The following is a 14026-nucleotide window of genomic DNA, read 5'->3' as shown; positions in this document are numbered from 1 at the left end:
CTACTGACTAGAGACCGCCCCTACTCCGCCGCGATCTGCCTTGGCGCGGATGGCGGGCTTGCGAGGTCGGCGGCGAGCTGGGCGTAGCGGGCCTTGGCGTCCGCGACGGCCTTCTCCTTCACCGGGCCGTAGCCGCGGATGCGGTCGGGCAGCGACAGGAGCTCCACCGCGGTGTCGATCGTGACCGGCGACAGCAGGCCGAGCACGGTGGCGACGTCCTTCTCGTAGCCCGCGATCAGATCGCGCTCGAGCTTGCGGTCGGCGCTACGGCCGAAGATGTCGAAGGGCGTGCCGCGCAGGAACTTGAATTTTGCAAGCACGCGGAATGCCTTCAGCATCCACGGGCCGAAGGCGCGCTTCTTCGGGCGGCCCAGCGGGTCGACGCCGTTGCTGAGGATGGGCGGGGCGAGGTTGAAGCTGAACTTGTAGTCGCCTTCGAACTGGTCGCGAAGCTGCTGCTCGAACGCGCCGTCGGTGAAGAGGCGCGCGACCTCGTACTCGTCCTTGTAGGCGAGCAGTTTTGCGTAGTTGATCGCGACCGCGCGCGGCAGCGCGTCGTCATAGCCGCCCTTCACCGCGACGTCTCGGACCTGGTCGACGAGCTTGCGATAGCGCTTCGCCAGACGACCATTCTGATAGGCGGTCAGATGCTTGGTGCGATGCTCGATGACCTCGTCCAGCGTCATTGCGTCCAGGGTCTTGGGCGCAACGACCTCGTCAGTCCCCTTCAGCATGTCCGCAAGGCGCGCGGGATCGGCGACCGCGAGACGGCCGAGGCGGAAGGCCTCCTTGTTCATCTTGATCGAGACGCCGTTGACCTCGATCGCCTGCTCGATCGCTTCCGCCGACAGGGGCAAGAAGCCCTTCTGATAGGCGTAGCCCATCATCATCATGTTGGTGGCGATAGAGTCGCCGAGGAGCTGCTCGGCCGGCTTGGTGAAATCGAAGAACACCGAGTCCTTGTGCAGCGCGGTTTCCAATAGCCCATTCAGCTTGCGGGTCTGGAAGTTGAAATCGCGGTTGAGGATGAAATCGGCGGTGGGAATGACGTGGCTGTTGATGATGCCGCGGGTGCGGCTGGTATCGCAGAGCGAGATCGTGTCCTTGGCGACCGCGACCACCTCATCTGCGGCGAGCACGAGATCGGCCGTGCCGGTGACGATGCGCGAGCAGGTCACCTCGGCCGGATGATCCGACAGGCGGACGTGGCTGAGCACCGCCCCGCCCTTTTGCGCCAGACCCGACATGTCGAGGATCATCGAGGCCTTGCCCTCGATATGCGCGGCCATGCCGAGCAGCGCGCCGATGGTGAGAACACCGGTGCCGCCGACGCCGCCGACCGCGATGTTGTAGGGCTTGTCCAGCGCCGGACGCGAGGCCGGCTCGGGCAGCTCGCCGATGTCAGCGAGCTCGCCAGGTGCACGGTGGCGCGGCGCGCCACCATCGATGGTGACGAAGGACGGGCAGAAACCCTTCAGGCAGGAATAGTCCTTGTTGCAGGAGGACTGGTTGATGGCGCGCTTGCGGCCGAACTCGGTCTCCAGCGGCTCGACCGAGATGCAGTTCGACTGCACCGAGCAGTCGCCGCAGCCCTCGCAGACGGCCGGATTGATCATGACCCGGCGCGGCGGATCCTCCATCAGGCCGCGCTTGCGGCGGCGGCGCTTCTCGGCCGCGCAGGTTTGCACGAACACGATCGCCGACGTGCCCTTGTACTCGCGGCACATCTTCATGACGTTCTGGAGCTCGTCGCGATGATATTTCTTCACACCCGGCGCGATGGTGTTGGCCGGATAGGCGTCCGGGTTTTCCGAGACCAGATAGATCTCGCTGATGCCCTCGGCGTGAAGCTGGGCCATGATTTTCTGCGGCGAGAGATCGCCGTCATGGCGCTGGCCGCCGGTCATGGCGACAGCGTCGTTGTAGAGGATCTTGTAGGTGATATTGGCCTTGGAGGCGATCGCCTGGCGGATGGCGAGAATTCCAGAGTGGAAGTAGGTGCCATCGCCGAGGTTCGCGAAAATGTGGTTCTCGTTGGTGAAGGGCGCGATGCCGACCCACGGCACGCCCTCGCCGCCCATATGCGTGAAGGTTTCGGTCGAACGGTCCATCCACAGCGCCATGAAGTGGCAGCCGATGCCGGCGAGCGCACGGCTGCCTTCAGGGACTTTGGTCGACGTGTTGTGAGGACAGCCGGAGCAGAAATACGGGACGCGGGAGACAGGCGCGGTCGCCTGCATTTGCGTGGCCTGGCGGCCGTTGAACCAGTCGGCCTTGGCGCGGAGCATCTCCGCGATCTCGGGGTTGAGGTTAAGTCGAAGCAGGCGTTCGGTGAGCGAGGTGGCAAGCGAGGCGACGCTGAGCTCGGCGGCGAAGGTCAGGAAGCGCTTGTCGTGGTCGTCCATCTTGCCGACGATGCGCGGGCGCACGTCGTCGCGCCAGTTGAACAGCTCCTGCTTGACCTGGTTCTCGACGATCTCGCGCCGCTCCTCGATGATGAAGATCTCTTCGAGGCCAACGGCGAACTGGCGCACGCCTTCCGGCTCCAACGGCCAGGGCATGCCGATCTTGTAGAGGCGAAGGCCGATCTTGGCGGCGACCTCCTCGGTGATGCCGAGTTCGCGCAGCGCCTGGCGGACGTCCTCATAGCTCTTGCCGGACGCCATGATGCCGAAGCGCGCGTTCGGCGAATCCATGGTGACGCGGTTGACCTTGTTGGCGCGCGCAAAGGCGATCGCGGCAAAGCCCTTGTAGTCCTGGAGGCGACGGTCCTGCTCGAAGCGGTCGTCCGGCCAGCGCAGGTTGAGGCCGCCGGGCGGCAGCTCGAAATCGGCGGGGATGATGAAGGGCTTCATCTCGTCGGTGAGGTCGATCTCGGCGGTGGTCTCCACCGTCTCGGTGATCACCTTCATGCCGACCCAGCAGCCCGAATAGCGCGACATCGCGATGCCGAGCAGGCCCATCTCGATCATCTCGTGGATGCTGGACGGATAGAGATACGGCATCAGGGCCGAGATGAAGGCGTGGTCGGACTGATGCGGAACGGTCGAGGACTTTGCGCCGTGATCGTCGCCGGCGAGGCACAGCACGCCGCCGTTCTTGGCGGACCCCGCGGCATTGCCGTGGCGGAAGACGTCGCCGCAGCGGTCGACGCCGGGGCCCTTGCCGTACCAGATGCCGACCACACCGTCATACTTGGCGCCGGGCGAGAGGTTGAGCTGCTGCGAGCCCCAGATCGCGGTGGCCGCGAGATCCTCGTTCACACCGGGCTGGAACTTGATGTTGTACTGCTCGAGATGTTTTCGTGCGGCGAAGAGCTGCTGGTCGTAGCCGCCGAGCGGCGAGCCGCGGTAGCCGGAGACGAAGCCCGCGGTGTTGAGACCATTGGCGCGGTCCCGCCGGATCTGGGCCATGGGCAGGCGGACCAGCGCCTGGATGCCCGTGGTGAAGACGTGTCCGGTTTCCTGGGTGTATTTTTGATCGAGACTGATCGGACCCTGGTTGATGCCCATGCTGTCCTCTTTGCCGCCCTGTTCAGGTCTTGCTCAATTAAGGTTGCTTAAGCCGTTGCCTGCCCGTTGTTTTTAGCTCGGGCGCGCCGACCACCTCTGCCACTCTATGTCGGATATTTAACGCTTCGCACCACAAATCTGGCTCGGAAGCGGCATCGGGTAAAAATCGCAATTTCGTGGCCGGAAAGGCGCCGGGCATTTTCAATTTGTGTCACCATGCCCCGCCATCGCGAAATGACGTGACGCCCCTATAATGCGGATAGTGGCGATTGGTCGCGGGAGAGGCCGAGGATGCGGACGATTCTGGCAGGCCTGATTTTGTGCAGTGCAGTTGCGAGTGCAGCCGCAGCCAGCGAGCCGTCGCCGGAGATGATCGCTCGCGGCGAGGCACTGGTGGTGGCCGGTGACTGTGCGGGTTGCCACACCGCCGATCCCGCGAAGCCTTTTGCCGGCGGAACGCGCATCGACACGCCCTTCGGCGCGATCTTCACCCCGAACCTAACGCCCGACCGCGACACCGGGATCGGCGCCTGGAGCGATGCCGATTTCACCCGCGCCCTGCGCTACGGCACCGCGCCGGACGGCTCGCTGTACTACCCGGCCTTTCCCTATCCCTATTTCACCCGGATGACGAAGGACGACACGCTGGCGATCCGCGCCTATCTCGGCACGCTCGCGCCCGTCGTGAGCCGCAACAAGCCGCCGGAGCTGCGATGGCCGTTCGGCCATCGCGGCCTGATGCGGGTCTGGAATTACATGTACTTCAAGCCCGGCCTGTTCGAGCCGGACCAGAGCAAGAGCGCCGAGTGGAATCGCGGCGGCTATCTCGTCACCGGGCTCGGCCATTGCGGCGCCTGCCACACGCCGAAAAACTATTTTGGCGCGGACAAGGACGCACAGGCGTTGTCCGGCAACGAGGTCGGCGGCTGGTTCGCTCCAAGGCTCGATGGCGCGGCGCGCAGCGGGCTGAAATCGTGGAGCACTGAGGACATCGCCGAGTACTTGCAGAGCGGGCGCAACGCCAGGAGCCATGCCGACGGGCCGATGGCGGAGGTCGTTGTCGGCTCGACGTCGAAGATGAGCGACGCCGACGTGCGGGCCATGGCGGTGTATCTGAAGAGCCTGCCGGCGGCGCGGCGTGAGCCGATCGTGACGCCGCCTGACGAGGCCGAGCTGAAGGCCGGCCAGGCCGTCTACGCGCGGCTCTGCATCGCCTGCCATGAAGCCGACGGCTCCGGCGCGCCGCGGATCTATCCGCCGTTGCCGGGCAATGCGCTGCTGCAATCGCTCAATCCATCCTCCACCTTGCGCATCATCCTCGACGGCGCGCACACCGTGACGACGCCGCGCGCCCCCAACTCGGGCGAAATGCCGGCCTATGCCAAGCAATTGTCCGACGAGCAGATCGCGGCGGTGACGAACTACATGCGCAATTCCTGGGGCAACGCCGCGCCGCTGGTGACGCCGGCGCAGGTGGCGAAGGCGCGGAAGCAAGGGCCGTAGTTATGACCCCCGCTCCTCATCACCCGTGAACACGAATTTCGGCATCTCCCATTTGTAGCGAACCGCGAGCAGGCGGAAGCTGATGCCGAGCACGAAGGTCAAAATGGTCCAGAGCTCGGCGTTGAGCTTGAGGCCAAACGCCGTGGCGTAGAACAGGCCGGTGACGACCGATACGCTGGCATAGAGCTCGGAGCGAAACAGCAGAGGCACGTCGTTGCAGAGGACGTCGCGCAGGACACCGCCGGCGCAGCCCGTCACCATGCCGCAGACGATGACGATCGGGAGCGAGGCATCCATCTGCCAGGCGACGTCACAGCCGGCCATGGTGAACACGACGAGGCCGATGGCATCGAGCACGATGAAGGCGACCTTCAGCCGGTGCACGAGGCGCGCAAACAGGATGGTGATGAAGGCGGCGCCGCCGGCCAGAGCGAGATAGATCGGGTTGGCGACCCAGGCCAGCGGGTAGTGGCCGAGAAAGAGATCGCGCAGCGTGCCGCCGCCGAGCGCGGTGATGCAGCCGAGGAAGCAGACCCCCAACCAGTCCATGCTGCGCCGTCCGGCCGCAAGCGCGGCCGTCATGCCCTGTGCGGCCACCGCGACCAGGGATAGGAAATGCAGCACGCTATCGCTCGGCGGCAGGCTCCACATTGCTTTGTTCCCTTGCTCGCGTGGAACTCACGTCCCGGGTTCCCACGAACAGGTTCCCGATTCCCGGGGCGCGGGCAACAACATGCGACGAAAGCATTAGGGAGCACGGAACAGAACCTCGCAGCCACGGGTTGTCTCGGCGCAATAATCGAGGAGACCAATCGATGGCTGACGACCGTTTTCCCAACGATCCGTACCGCCCGAACCTCGCCGACGATGAGTATCTTCGCGCGGCACGCCGGGATGCCGACCTGCAGGCCGATCCCGAGCTCGGGGAAGGCCCCGCCTCCAGCGGTAAAGTTGCGTTGTTCGCTGTTGCGATCGCGCTGGTGCTGGGCGCCGTATTCTACGGCCTGAACAACACGAGTACGACCAACCAGGCCAGCAACGCCCCGGCCTCGCAGACCGCACAGAAGCAGCCGACCAATCCGGCGTCGCCTCCGGGCATGCGTGACGCGACGCCGAAGAACAATACCGCGCCGGGTGTGACCACGGGTGCGGCGCCGAGCAAGCCAGCGGAGCCTGCCGCGCCGTCTGACGGCGGCAAGGCGCAGTAAAAGGCACGCAGTAACCAATCGCGTTGAAATGCGAAAGCGGCGGGATCAGGCGGGACCCGACATCCCGCCGCTTGTCGCTTGGGCCGGCTGAATCGTTCGCGTCAGCTGAACATCTTGTTGAGTTCGCCGCCGGGATAGCCGCTTCCGAGCTCTGCGAAGGTCCCCTTCTCCGCCATCTCCTTCGCCGCGCGCATGAAGCCGCCCCAGGCGGCGCGCGCCAGCGAGCCGCCGACGCTGATCCGCCGCACGCCAAGATCGGCGGCCTCCTGCAACGACAGGCCCGAGCCACCGATCAGCAGGTTGAACGGCCTTGGATGCACGGCCTTCACGACCGCGGCGATGTCCTCGCGCGTCTTCAGGCCCGGCGCATAGAGGCAATCGGCGCCGGCGTCCGCATAAGCGGTGAGCCGGTCGATAACGAGCTTGAGATCGGCAACGCCCCATAGGTAGGCCTCGCAGCGGCCGACCAGGAGCGTGCCGCTGTCGCCGATCGCCTTGCGCGCCGCCCTGATGCGCTCGACCGCGAGCGCACGCTCGTAGATCGGCTTGTCCTTGTCGCCGGTGGAATCCTCGATCGACAGGCCGGCGACGCCGGTCCGCACCCCGCGCTCGACATTTTCCGCGACCCTGTCGGGCTCGACGGCAAACCCGCCCTCGAAATCCGCGTTCACGGGGATGTCGACGGCCGAGCACAATGCTGCCAGATGCTGACAGACGTCGTCGACCGTGACGCGGTTATCGGCGTGGCCGATGGTCCAGGCAAAGCCCGCGCTCGACGAGGCGATCGCCTTGAAGCCGAGATGCTGTAGCGCCTTGGCACTGCCGACGTCGAACGGATTGGGCAGGATGAAGCAGCCGGCATCGTGCATCTTCCTGAACGTCGCGCGTTTGTCCGCGGTCGTGACATGCATGTTTCTCTCCCTTGTTGGCCGCGCAGACATAGGCACCCACCCGGGGCAGCGCCAGTGCGCGCCCGGGCACGTGCTAATGCGCGTCGTGTACGGCGCGGCTGTCCTTCGGCGCCTGTTCGCGATCGGTCATGCCGTAGTCGCGGATGACGCTGGCAATGCGCAAGCGGTAGTCGGCGAAGATCTTGCCACGACCCTTGGCTTGGCTGCGGCGGTGCTCCATCGTGTTGCGCCAGGCCTCGACCGCGGCCTCGTCGCGCCAGAACGAGACCGACAGGATCTTGCCCTTCTCGGTCAGGCTCTCGAAGCGTTCGACCGAGACGAAGCCGTCGATGGTTTGCAGGAGCGGCTTCAGATCGGCCGCGAGGTCGAAATAGTCCTTGCGGTGTTCCGGCTTCGGCCAGACCTCGAAGATCACGGCGATCATGGGCATCTCCCTGTTTGCGACGTGGCTACAATACCACCTTGCGCAGGAAGGTCCGCTCCTCGGCAAGAATAAACTTGTTCTCCTCGGCGAAATGGAAATTGGCCATGCCTTCCGCATCCTGGCGCAGCCGCGCGCGATAGGCTTCATAGGCGGCCAGACTCTCGAAGGTGATCAGCGCGAAGGCGATGTTGTTGGTGCCCTCATGCGGCATGAAATAGCCGATCAGGTCGCCGCCGCATTTCGGGATGATGGTGAGCCAGCGCTTCGAATAGTCCTCGAACTGCGCGCGCTTGAACGGATCGAGCTGGTAGCGGATGAAGACGGTGACGGACATGCGGGTTCTCCTCGTTTCGCCGTCATTGCGAGCGCAGCGAAGCAATCCAGAGTGCGGCCGCGGAGGCAGCCTGGATTGCTTCGTCGCTTCGCTCCTCGCAATGACGAATTGGTTACACCCTACGCGCTTGCCCGGCACCAATGCTTCGGCTACCATCGAAGCATGAAAGCAGGACCCGACATTGCCATGGTCGCCTCGCTGGTCGGCGACCCCGCCCGCGCCAACATGCTCACGGCGCTGATGAACGGCCGCGCGCTCACCGCGAGCGAGCTCGCGCAGGAGGCCGGCATCACGCCGCAGACCGCAAGCTCCCATCTCGCCAAGCTCGAGGCCGGCGGACTGATCGAGCCGGAGAAGCAGGGCCGGCACCGCTATTACCGCCTCACCGATCCCGACGTCGCCGGCGTGCTCGAAGGGCTCGCAGGCCTTGCCGCACGGGCCGGCCACATGCGCGTGCGCACGGGACCAAAGGATCCGGCGCTGCGGCGGGCGCGGATCTGCTACGACCATCTTGCCGGCGATCTCGGCGTGCAGATGCTGGACAGCCTGCGCGAGCGAAAACTGGTGAAGCAGAAGAAGCAGGAGATCGAGCTGACGGTGGAAGGCGAGCGCTTCCTCGCCAGGCATTTGCAGATCTCGCCCGACATGCTTACCCATCCGCGCCGCCCCGTCTGCAAGGCGTGCCTCGACTGGAGCGAGCGGCGCCATCATCTCGCCGGCACACTCGGCGCGGCGATGATGAGGCGCTTCACCGAACTGAAATGGGCCGCGCGCGATGCCACGCCCGGCAGCCGCGTCGTGAACTTCACCCGCACCGGCGAGAAGCAGTTCGCCGCGCTGTTCGGCAACGGGCGGGAGTAATCACGCAAATCGCGATAAATCGCACGTTTGCGTGTGATCGGACGATCTCGTCACGGCCGGACTTGACCCCGCCATCCACGCGTTTATTGCGGCTCGCACGTGGATGCCCGGGACATCTGCGCGAAGACGCGCTTCGCGCCTTTGCCCGGGCATGACGGAGACCGTGTCTCACAGCGTCAATTCCAATCAGAGCCTCTCCATGAACCGCATCCTGCCGGCCGCACTCTGTGCCGCTCTTCTCGCCTCCGCCCCTCTCGCATCCCACGCCGCCGATGCCACACCGCGCGAGCCCTACGGCATCGCGCTCGAGGGCTTCGCCTATCCCTACCCCGTCAACCTCTTGCCGCTCGTCAGTGACGGCGAGAACGTCCGCATGGCCTATATGGACGTGGTCCCGGCGCAGCCGAACGGCCGCACCGTCGTGCTGCTGCACGGGCGCAATTTTCCGTCGAGCTACTGGGCGCCGGTGATCAAGATGCTGAGCGAGGCCGGCTATCGCGTCGTGGTGCCGGACCAGGTCGGCTTCGGAAAATCCTCCAAGCCGCAAGGCGAGCTGCATTTCGACACGCTGGCGCGCAACACCATCGCGCTGCTCGATCATCTCAAGATCGACAAGGCAGACATCGTCGCCCACTCGCTCGGCGGCATGCTGGGGGTGCGCATCGCGCGCGCTTATCCGGATCGGGTCAACCATCTCGTGCTGACCGCGCCGATCGGGCTCGAGGATTACCGCCTCTACGTGCCGCCGGTGCCGACCGAGAAGATCATCGAGACCGAGGACAAGCTGACGCCGGAGGGCTACCGCAAGCAGCTCGAGACCAACTACGCAATCAAACTTCCGCCGGACCAGATCACGCCGTTCATCGACGCCCGCTTCAACATCAAGGGCAGCCCGGATTATCCGCGCTGGCTGCGCGCCTTCGTCAGCTCCGGCCAGATGATCTATCGCGAGCCGGTGGCGCACGAGATCCCGCTTGTTTCCGAGCCGACGCTCTTCATCATGGGCGCAGACGACCACAACGCACCAGGCCGGCCGAACGCGCCGGAGGCGCTGCGGCCGAAGATGGGGCACAACGCCGATCTCGCAAAAGCGTTCGCCGACAAGATGCCGAACGCACGAGCCGAGGTGATTCCGGACACCGGTCACCTCGTCTTCCTGGAAGCGCCCGACAAGTACCGGGAGCTGGTGCTCGGCTTCCTTGGCCGCTAGCGCCAATCGCTGTCGCCTGAAGCAACATCGCGACAAGCATTCATGTCGCATTCAGGTCATGATTGCGAAGTTGGATCGCGCCGTGTCGACACATCCCACCCGAATTTAATGTGTCGAATCGTGTCTTTTGATTCATTGTGCGCCGCAAGCGCCCTCCCCAAAGACGAGAAGGAGATCAAATGAAATATCTGTTTGCCGCCGTCATGCTCGCCAGCGCCGTCGTCGGTTTCAGCGAGGCGGCCAGCGCCGCTGGTGGCTGCGGCCCCGGCTGGTACCGTGGCCCGTATGGCGGCTGCCGCCCGATGCGCGGCGGTCCGGTCGTCGTTGCCCCTGGCCCTGTCGTGGTCGCCCCGGCGCCGGTCGTCGTGGTGCCGCGTGCACGCGTCTGCCCGTACGGCTTCCGCTGGTACTACGGCCGCTGCCGTCCGATTTGATCTGATCTTCTCGTGCTGCGAAATGGCCGCGCGGCATTGCTGGCGCGGCCATTTTCTTTTGCCGGGATGAACGAAAACGGGGACCGCAAGGCGGTCCCCGTTTGTCAGGGAAGGCCGAGTTGCCGGCCCCGACCTACCAATGCCGCCAGTGGCGGCGATGCCAGCGTCGGCGCCAGCCCCAGTGCCGATGACGCCAGCCCCAATGCCGGTGACGCCAGCCCCAGTGGCGATGATGCCAGCCGCCGTGCCAATGAACCTGCTCAGGCTTCAGACGAGCGGCTTCCTCGCTGGTGGTGACCGCGGGATGAGCCTCCGAAGTGCCTTGCGGCGTGCGGGCCAGCTCACCGATCGGTTGCGGCGACAGCGGCGCGGCCTGTGCAGTCGCCGTGAACGCGGCCGCTCCAGCCGCGACACCGAATGCAAGCTTCAAGAAGTTGCGGCGCTCCATGACATCTTTCCTCTTGGATCATCGTCCTCGTGATGCAGAATGAAGTGTCGGAGCAGCGACATGAACTGCGGCTGAAGCGCGCGTTCAGGTTCATTGAAAAGCTGACATGAAGTGACAGCGCTGATACATTTGCCCCGGATTTCGCTGCGCTCCATCCGAGCTACGATTGCCTCAGCACCGTCCTTCCGGGGCGACGAGGCTATGTCCCAAATTCCTGCGCCAGCACCAGCGTCTCTCTCGCGCGCGTCACCTCGGGCCAGTCGCGGTTGAAATCGGCCGTCAGCCGCTTCAACGCCTCGCCCTTCAGCATGGCCTCGAGCGCCGCCTCGTCATCGAACTGATACACCGCCTGATGCAGCGACGGATCGTCGAGGCTCCAGAACCGCCACGCTTTGCTCACGCCGAACGCCTTCACCGCATCCGGCAGATGTTCGGTCTCGTACCATTTGTCGAACGCGGCACGCCTGCCAGCATCGGTGACGGTGGCGCGGACGACGAAGAAGGCGGCGGGCATTGGGATCTCCCTGATGTTTTTGTGACCCGGCAACGCTGACAACGGGGAACTTAGCAGCGGACGCACATTGACGCGACCGCCCGCTGAAACGCGGCGCCAGCCGTCATACTTTGTTCAAAGACCGGGTCGAAGATTTCCGACACGACAAGGGCTGGGTCGTCCTGCATGGGTTCATCAAAACCAGAGGAAACAGCCATGGCAACCAAGGTAAAACCGGTTCCCGAGGGATACCACACCGTCACGCCCTATCTCGTCGTCGATGGTGCGGAGAAGATCATCCGCTTCATGAAGGACGCTTTTGGAGCCCAACCGGTCTTCGAGCCGATGATGCGGCCCGATGGCAAGGTTGGACATGCGGAGTTCAAGGTCGGAAATTCCATCATCATGATTTCCGACGCCTCGGAGCGCGCACAAGCAACATCCACGATGCTCTATCTCTACGTACCGAACGTCGATGCAGTCTATCAGAAGGCGCTCAAGGCCGGCGGCACATCGGTGATGGAGCCCGCCGATCAATTCTACGGCGACCGCAGCGGCGGCGTGACGGATCCGGCGGGCAACCGATGGCACATCGGCACCCATATCGAGGATGTATCGCCCGCCGAACTGAAGAAGCGTGCGGCGGAGGCCATGAAGCAGCAGCACAAGGCTGCGTAGACGAAGTCACGGCCTCGCAGGATAGGCTTCGCTATGCTCAGCCCATCCTGCGCGGGCTCTAGAGCGTGCGATTGCGCCGGCGCTGCAGCGGGAGGTTCAATCCAAATTCATCACGCCTCTAGTTCTGTGAACGCGTAAAGGGGACAAACCGCACGTAGGCGACGCTGCGCGTCGTTGTCTTGCCGGGCGCGACTTTTTCGACGACCGTGAGCTGCTGCGTGCCGTAACCGGCTCCCACCGGCATGATGAGGCGACCACCCACCTTGAGCTGCTCGATCAAAGGCGGTGGCGTATGCCCCAGCGCGGCCGTCACGATGATGGCATCAAACGGACTGCATTCGGGCCAGCCATCGTAGCCATCGCCAAGCCTGACGCTGACATTGTCATACGCGAGGTCTCTCAGAGTCTTCGTGGCGGTCTCGGCCAATTGCGGGATGATCTCGATGGTGCAGACCTTTCGCGCCAGGCGCGCAAGGATGGCGGCCTGGTAGCCCGAACCTGTGCCGATCTCGAGCACGACGTGATCGGGCGCGACTTCGGCCAAATGGGTCATCAAGGCCACGATGTAGGGCTGCGAGATGGTCTGGCCGAGGCCGATCGGTACCGGACTGTCGGCGTAGGCGATCGCGCAGGATCGCTCGGCGATGAACAGATGGCGCTTGGTTTGCGCCATGGCGTCAAGCACCTTCTCCGACAAGCCTTGCTGTCCCAAGCCACTTCCGGCGGACCGGGCGTAGGCCCTGATGGTTTCGACCATGGCGGCGCGTTCACGGACGCATTGGTCGTCCTGTGGCGCATCCTGCGCGGCCGCCTCCCACGCAGCGACAACCATGGCAAACACGTGCAGCAACGCCTTCATGATCGTGCGCTCTCTACGAGATACGCAATTCACGTCGTCCGCTGCATCCAGTCGCTACAGCTTGTAGCCGATCTTTCGCAGCAGGTCTTTCCGCCACGCGATGTCCGCGTCGGTCTCGATGCCCAGCGGCGAGCTGCCGTCCACCACGCCGAGCACGCCGCGGCCGAGGTCCGTTTGCGCGACGATCACCTGTGTCGGATTGGCCGTCGCACAATAGATGCGGCAGACCTCCGGCACCGCGCGCACCGCAGCCAGCACGTTGACGGGAAAGTATCCGTCACCCAGGAAGATCAGGAACGTGTGACCGGCGCCGATGGCCAACGCATTGTCGCGTGCCAGCGTAAGCGCGGCTTCGTCGTTCCCCGACCAGCGCACCAGCCGCTTGCCCGAGGCTTCACAGAAGGCCAGTCCGAAGCGGATGCCCGGCACCGCGCCGACCAGCGCCTCGTGGAGGTCTTCCACGGTCTTGATGAAATGCGACTGGCCGAAGATGAAGTTGGTGGCGTCCGGCTTGACGATGGGCACCACGGTGAGTTCCATGGCTGCGCTCCCTCAAGGGTCCAACGCCAGTCATGGTAGGCCTGCGGCAGGCGATTGCAAGCCGCTTCACACCAGCTTCATGGGCGTATCAGCGACCAGACGAAGATCGATCCTGCCGATCAGCTCCAGGCGGCGCATCTCCGCAGCGCTGATCGCAGCGTTGGTTTGCCGCAACGTGCTGACATTCGATCCGAACGAAACGATCCCGCCCAGCACCAGGGCGATCGAACCGAGCGCCGCCGTTTGACCGAAACCAAACAGGCCGAGGATCGTGATCAGCAGCAGTGCGGCTCCGCCGCCGATCGCGATCTTGGAAGCCAGGATGAACTTCCGGCAGCGTTCGGCGATCTCGACCAGCGCCTCGATCCGCGCTTCGATCTCTGAAATCTCGTCGGTGGGATCGTCTTCGGTCATTGGATTTTGGATCGAGCCCGTAGGGTGGGTTAGCGTAGCGTAACCCACCGAGGTCTTGACGCGTAGCCGGTTCCGCTGGTGGGTTACGGCTTCGCCTAACCCACCCTACGCTTTTGTCACAACGGCAAATTGTCGTGCTTCTTCGCCGGCATTTCCGTCTTCTTGTCCTTCAGCATCGCCAGCGCACGGGCGATGCG

General features: G+C 64.5%; 16 protein-coding genes. 6 read left to right on the top strand and 10 right to left on the bottom strand.

Translation table 11 applies throughout. The features are described from left to right. Positions 1–20: 20 nt before the first annotated feature. The gene (locus AXW67_RS23625; protein ID WP_063679786.1) at positions 21–3512 is read right to left on the bottom strand and encodes an indolepyruvate ferredoxin oxidoreductase family protein; all 3492 of its coding nucleotides are present in this window, start codon (positions 3510–3512) and stop codon (positions 21–23) included. 291 nt (positions 3513–3803) lie between these two features. Here AXW67_RS23625 and AXW67_RS23620 point away from each other — a divergent pair, with 291 nt between their 5' ends. Next, entirely contained in the window at positions 3804–5015 is a 1212-nt protein-coding gene (locus AXW67_RS23620) for a c-type cytochrome (RefSeq protein WP_063679785.1), read from the top strand. On the opposite strand, the gene AXW67_RS23615 is transcribed toward AXW67_RS23620, so the two are convergent. Next, positions 5016–5666, bottom strand: a complete 651-nt coding sequence (locus AXW67_RS23615) for a trimeric intracellular cation channel family protein (protein WP_063679784.1) — start codon at positions 5664–5666, stop codon at positions 5016–5018. It abuts the gene before it with no gap. Positions 5667–5830: 164 nt separating this feature from the next. Here AXW67_RS23615 and AXW67_RS23610 point away from each other — a divergent pair, with 164 nt between their 5' ends. Continuing rightward, entirely contained in the window at positions 5831–6223 is a 393-nt protein-coding gene (locus AXW67_RS23610) for a hypothetical protein (protein WP_063679783.1), read from the top strand. Between the two features lie 101 nt (positions 6224–6324). On the opposite strand, the gene AXW67_RS23605 is transcribed toward AXW67_RS23610, so the two are convergent. The 3 genes from AXW67_RS23605 to AXW67_RS23595 form a co-directional block, all read right to left on the bottom strand. Beyond that, positions 6325–7134: an isocitrate lyase/PEP mutase family protein gene (locus tag AXW67_RS23605; RefSeq protein WP_063679782.1), complete on the bottom strand. Its 810-nt coding sequence runs from the start codon at positions 7132–7134 to the stop codon at positions 6325–6327. 73 nt (positions 7135–7207) lie between these two features. Continuing rightward, positions 7208–7558, bottom strand: a complete 351-nt coding sequence (locus AXW67_RS23600; RefSeq protein WP_063679858.1) for an antibiotic biosynthesis monooxygenase family protein — start codon at positions 7556–7558, stop codon at positions 7208–7210. 25 nt (positions 7559–7583) lie between these two features. Then, positions 7584–7892, bottom strand: coding sequence for an NIPSNAP family protein (locus AXW67_RS23595; RefSeq protein WP_027555111.1), 309 nt, complete (start codon positions 7890–7892; stop codon positions 7584–7586). Between the two features lie 162 nt (positions 7893–8054). Here AXW67_RS23595 and AXW67_RS23590 point away from each other — a divergent pair, with 162 nt between their 5' ends. The 3 genes from AXW67_RS23590 (at position 8055) to AXW67_RS23580 (ending at position 10397) form a co-directional block, all read left to right on the top strand. Beyond that, the gene (locus AXW67_RS23590; RefSeq protein WP_063679781.1) at positions 8055–8753 is read left to right on the top strand and encodes a winged helix-turn-helix domain-containing protein; all 699 of its coding nucleotides are present in this window, start codon (positions 8055–8057) and stop codon (positions 8751–8753) included. Positions 8754–8952: 199 nt separating this feature from the next. After that, complete coding sequence (locus AXW67_RS23585; protein WP_063679857.1) at positions 8953–9963, top strand: alpha/beta fold hydrolase; 1011 nt, start codon at positions 8953–8955, stop codon at positions 9961–9963. A 179-nt stretch (positions 9964–10142) separates the two neighbouring features. Then, entirely contained in the window at positions 10143–10397 is a 255-nt protein-coding gene (locus AXW67_RS23580) for a GCG_CRPN prefix-to-repeats domain-containing protein (protein ID WP_063679780.1), read from the top strand. 133 nt (positions 10398–10530) lie between these two features. Here AXW67_RS23580 and AXW67_RS23575 read toward each other — a convergent pair whose 3' ends face one another. Both AXW67_RS23575 and AXW67_RS23570 read right to left on the bottom strand, forming a co-directional pair. Beyond that, on the bottom strand, positions 10531–10845 hold the full coding sequence (locus AXW67_RS23575; protein WP_063679779.1) for a twin-arginine translocation signal domain-containing protein: 315 nt from the start codon (positions 10843–10845) through the stop codon (positions 10531–10533). A 199-nt stretch (positions 10846–11044) separates the two neighbouring features. Then, a complete protein-coding gene (locus AXW67_RS23570; protein WP_063679778.1) occupies positions 11045–11359 on the bottom strand; it encodes a hypothetical protein in 315 nt (104 codons plus the stop codon). A gap of 195 nt (positions 11360–11554) precedes the next feature. On the opposite strand from AXW67_RS23570, the gene AXW67_RS23565 reads away from it, so the two are divergent. Next, on the top strand, positions 11555–12016 hold the full coding sequence (locus AXW67_RS23565) for a VOC family protein (RefSeq protein ID WP_063679777.1): 462 nt from the start codon (positions 11555–11557) through the stop codon (positions 12014–12016). A 118-nt stretch (positions 12017–12134) separates the two neighbouring features. Here the strand turns inward: AXW67_RS23565 and AXW67_RS23560 are convergent, their stop codons facing one another. From AXW67_RS23560 to AXW67_RS23550, 3 genes are all read right to left on the bottom strand, one after another. Next, positions 12135–12875 carry a protein-L-isoaspartate(D-aspartate) O-methyltransferase gene (locus tag AXW67_RS23560; protein WP_063679776.1) on the bottom strand — a complete coding sequence of 247 codons (741 nt, stop codon included), beginning with the start codon at positions 12873–12875 and terminating at the stop codon, positions 12135–12137. A gap of 54 nt (positions 12876–12929) precedes the next feature. Continuing rightward, positions 12930–13415 carry an adenosine-specific kinase gene (locus AXW67_RS23555; protein ID WP_063679775.1) on the bottom strand — a complete coding sequence of 162 codons (486 nt, stop codon included), beginning with the start codon at positions 13413–13415 and terminating at the stop codon, positions 12930–12932. Positions 13416–13481: 66 nt separating this feature from the next. After that, positions 13482–13829 carry a hypothetical protein gene (locus AXW67_RS23550; RefSeq protein ID WP_063679774.1) on the bottom strand — a complete coding sequence of 116 codons (348 nt, stop codon included), beginning with the start codon at positions 13827–13829 and terminating at the stop codon, positions 13482–13484. Positions 13830–14026 lie beyond the last annotated feature (197 nt).

This window comes from Bradyrhizobium neotropicale, assembly GCF_001641695.1.
In the GTDB taxonomy this organism is placed as follows: Bacteria; Pseudomonadota; Alphaproteobacteria; order Rhizobiales; family Xanthobacteraceae; genus Bradyrhizobium; species Bradyrhizobium neotropicale.
This window is presented reverse-complemented; position numbering and strand designations above follow the sequence as displayed.

Coding starts and splice junctions, on each gene's coding strand:
- AXW67_RS23625 (WP_063679786.1), bottom strand. CDS start 3,512: ATGGGCATCAACCAGGGTCCGATCAGTCTCGATCAAAAATACACCCAG.
- AXW67_RS23620 (WP_063679785.1), top strand. CDS start 3,804: ATGCGGACGATTCTGGCAGGCCTGATTTTGTGCAGTGCAGTTGCGAGT.
- AXW67_RS23615 (WP_063679784.1), bottom strand. CDS start 5,666: ATGTGGAGCCTGCCGCCGAGCGATAGCGTGCTGCATTTCCTATCCCTG.
- AXW67_RS23610 (WP_063679783.1), top strand. CDS start 5,831: ATGGCTGACGACCGTTTTCCCAACGATCCGTACCGCCCGAACCTCGCC.
- AXW67_RS23605 (WP_063679782.1), bottom strand. CDS start 7,134: ATGCATGTCACGACCGCGGACAAACGCGCGACGTTCAGGAAGATGCAC.
- AXW67_RS23600 (WP_063679858.1), bottom strand. CDS start 7,558: ATGATCGCCGTGATCTTCGAGGTCTGGCCGAAGCCGGAACACCGCAAG.
- AXW67_RS23595 (WP_027555111.1), bottom strand. CDS start 7,892: ATGTCCGTCACCGTCTTCATCCGCTACCAGCTCGATCCGTTCAAGCGC.
- AXW67_RS23590 (WP_063679781.1), top strand. CDS start 8,055: ATGAAAGCAGGACCCGACATTGCCATGGTCGCCTCGCTGGTCGGCGAC.
- AXW67_RS23585 (WP_063679857.1), top strand. CDS start 8,953: ATGAACCGCATCCTGCCGGCCGCACTCTGTGCCGCTCTTCTCGCCTCC.
- AXW67_RS23580 (WP_063679780.1), top strand. CDS start 10,143: ATGAAATATCTGTTTGCCGCCGTCATGCTCGCCAGCGCCGTCGTCGGT.
- AXW67_RS23575 (WP_063679779.1), bottom strand. CDS start 10,845: ATGGAGCGCCGCAACTTCTTGAAGCTTGCATTCGGTGTCGCGGCTGGA.
- AXW67_RS23570 (WP_063679778.1), bottom strand. CDS start 11,359: ATGCCCGCCGCCTTCTTCGTCGTCCGCGCCACCGTCACCGATGCTGGC.
- AXW67_RS23565 (WP_063679777.1), top strand. CDS start 11,555: ATGGCAACCAAGGTAAAACCGGTTCCCGAGGGATACCACACCGTCACG.
- AXW67_RS23560 (WP_063679776.1), bottom strand. CDS start 12,875: ATGAAGGCGTTGCTGCACGTGTTTGCCATGGTTGTCGCTGCGTGGGAG.
- AXW67_RS23555 (WP_063679775.1), bottom strand. CDS start 13,415: ATGGAACTCACCGTGGTGCCCATCGTCAAGCCGGACGCCACCAACTTC.
- AXW67_RS23550 (WP_063679774.1), bottom strand. CDS start 13,829: ATGACCGAAGACGATCCCACCGACGAGATTTCAGAGATCGAAGCGCGG.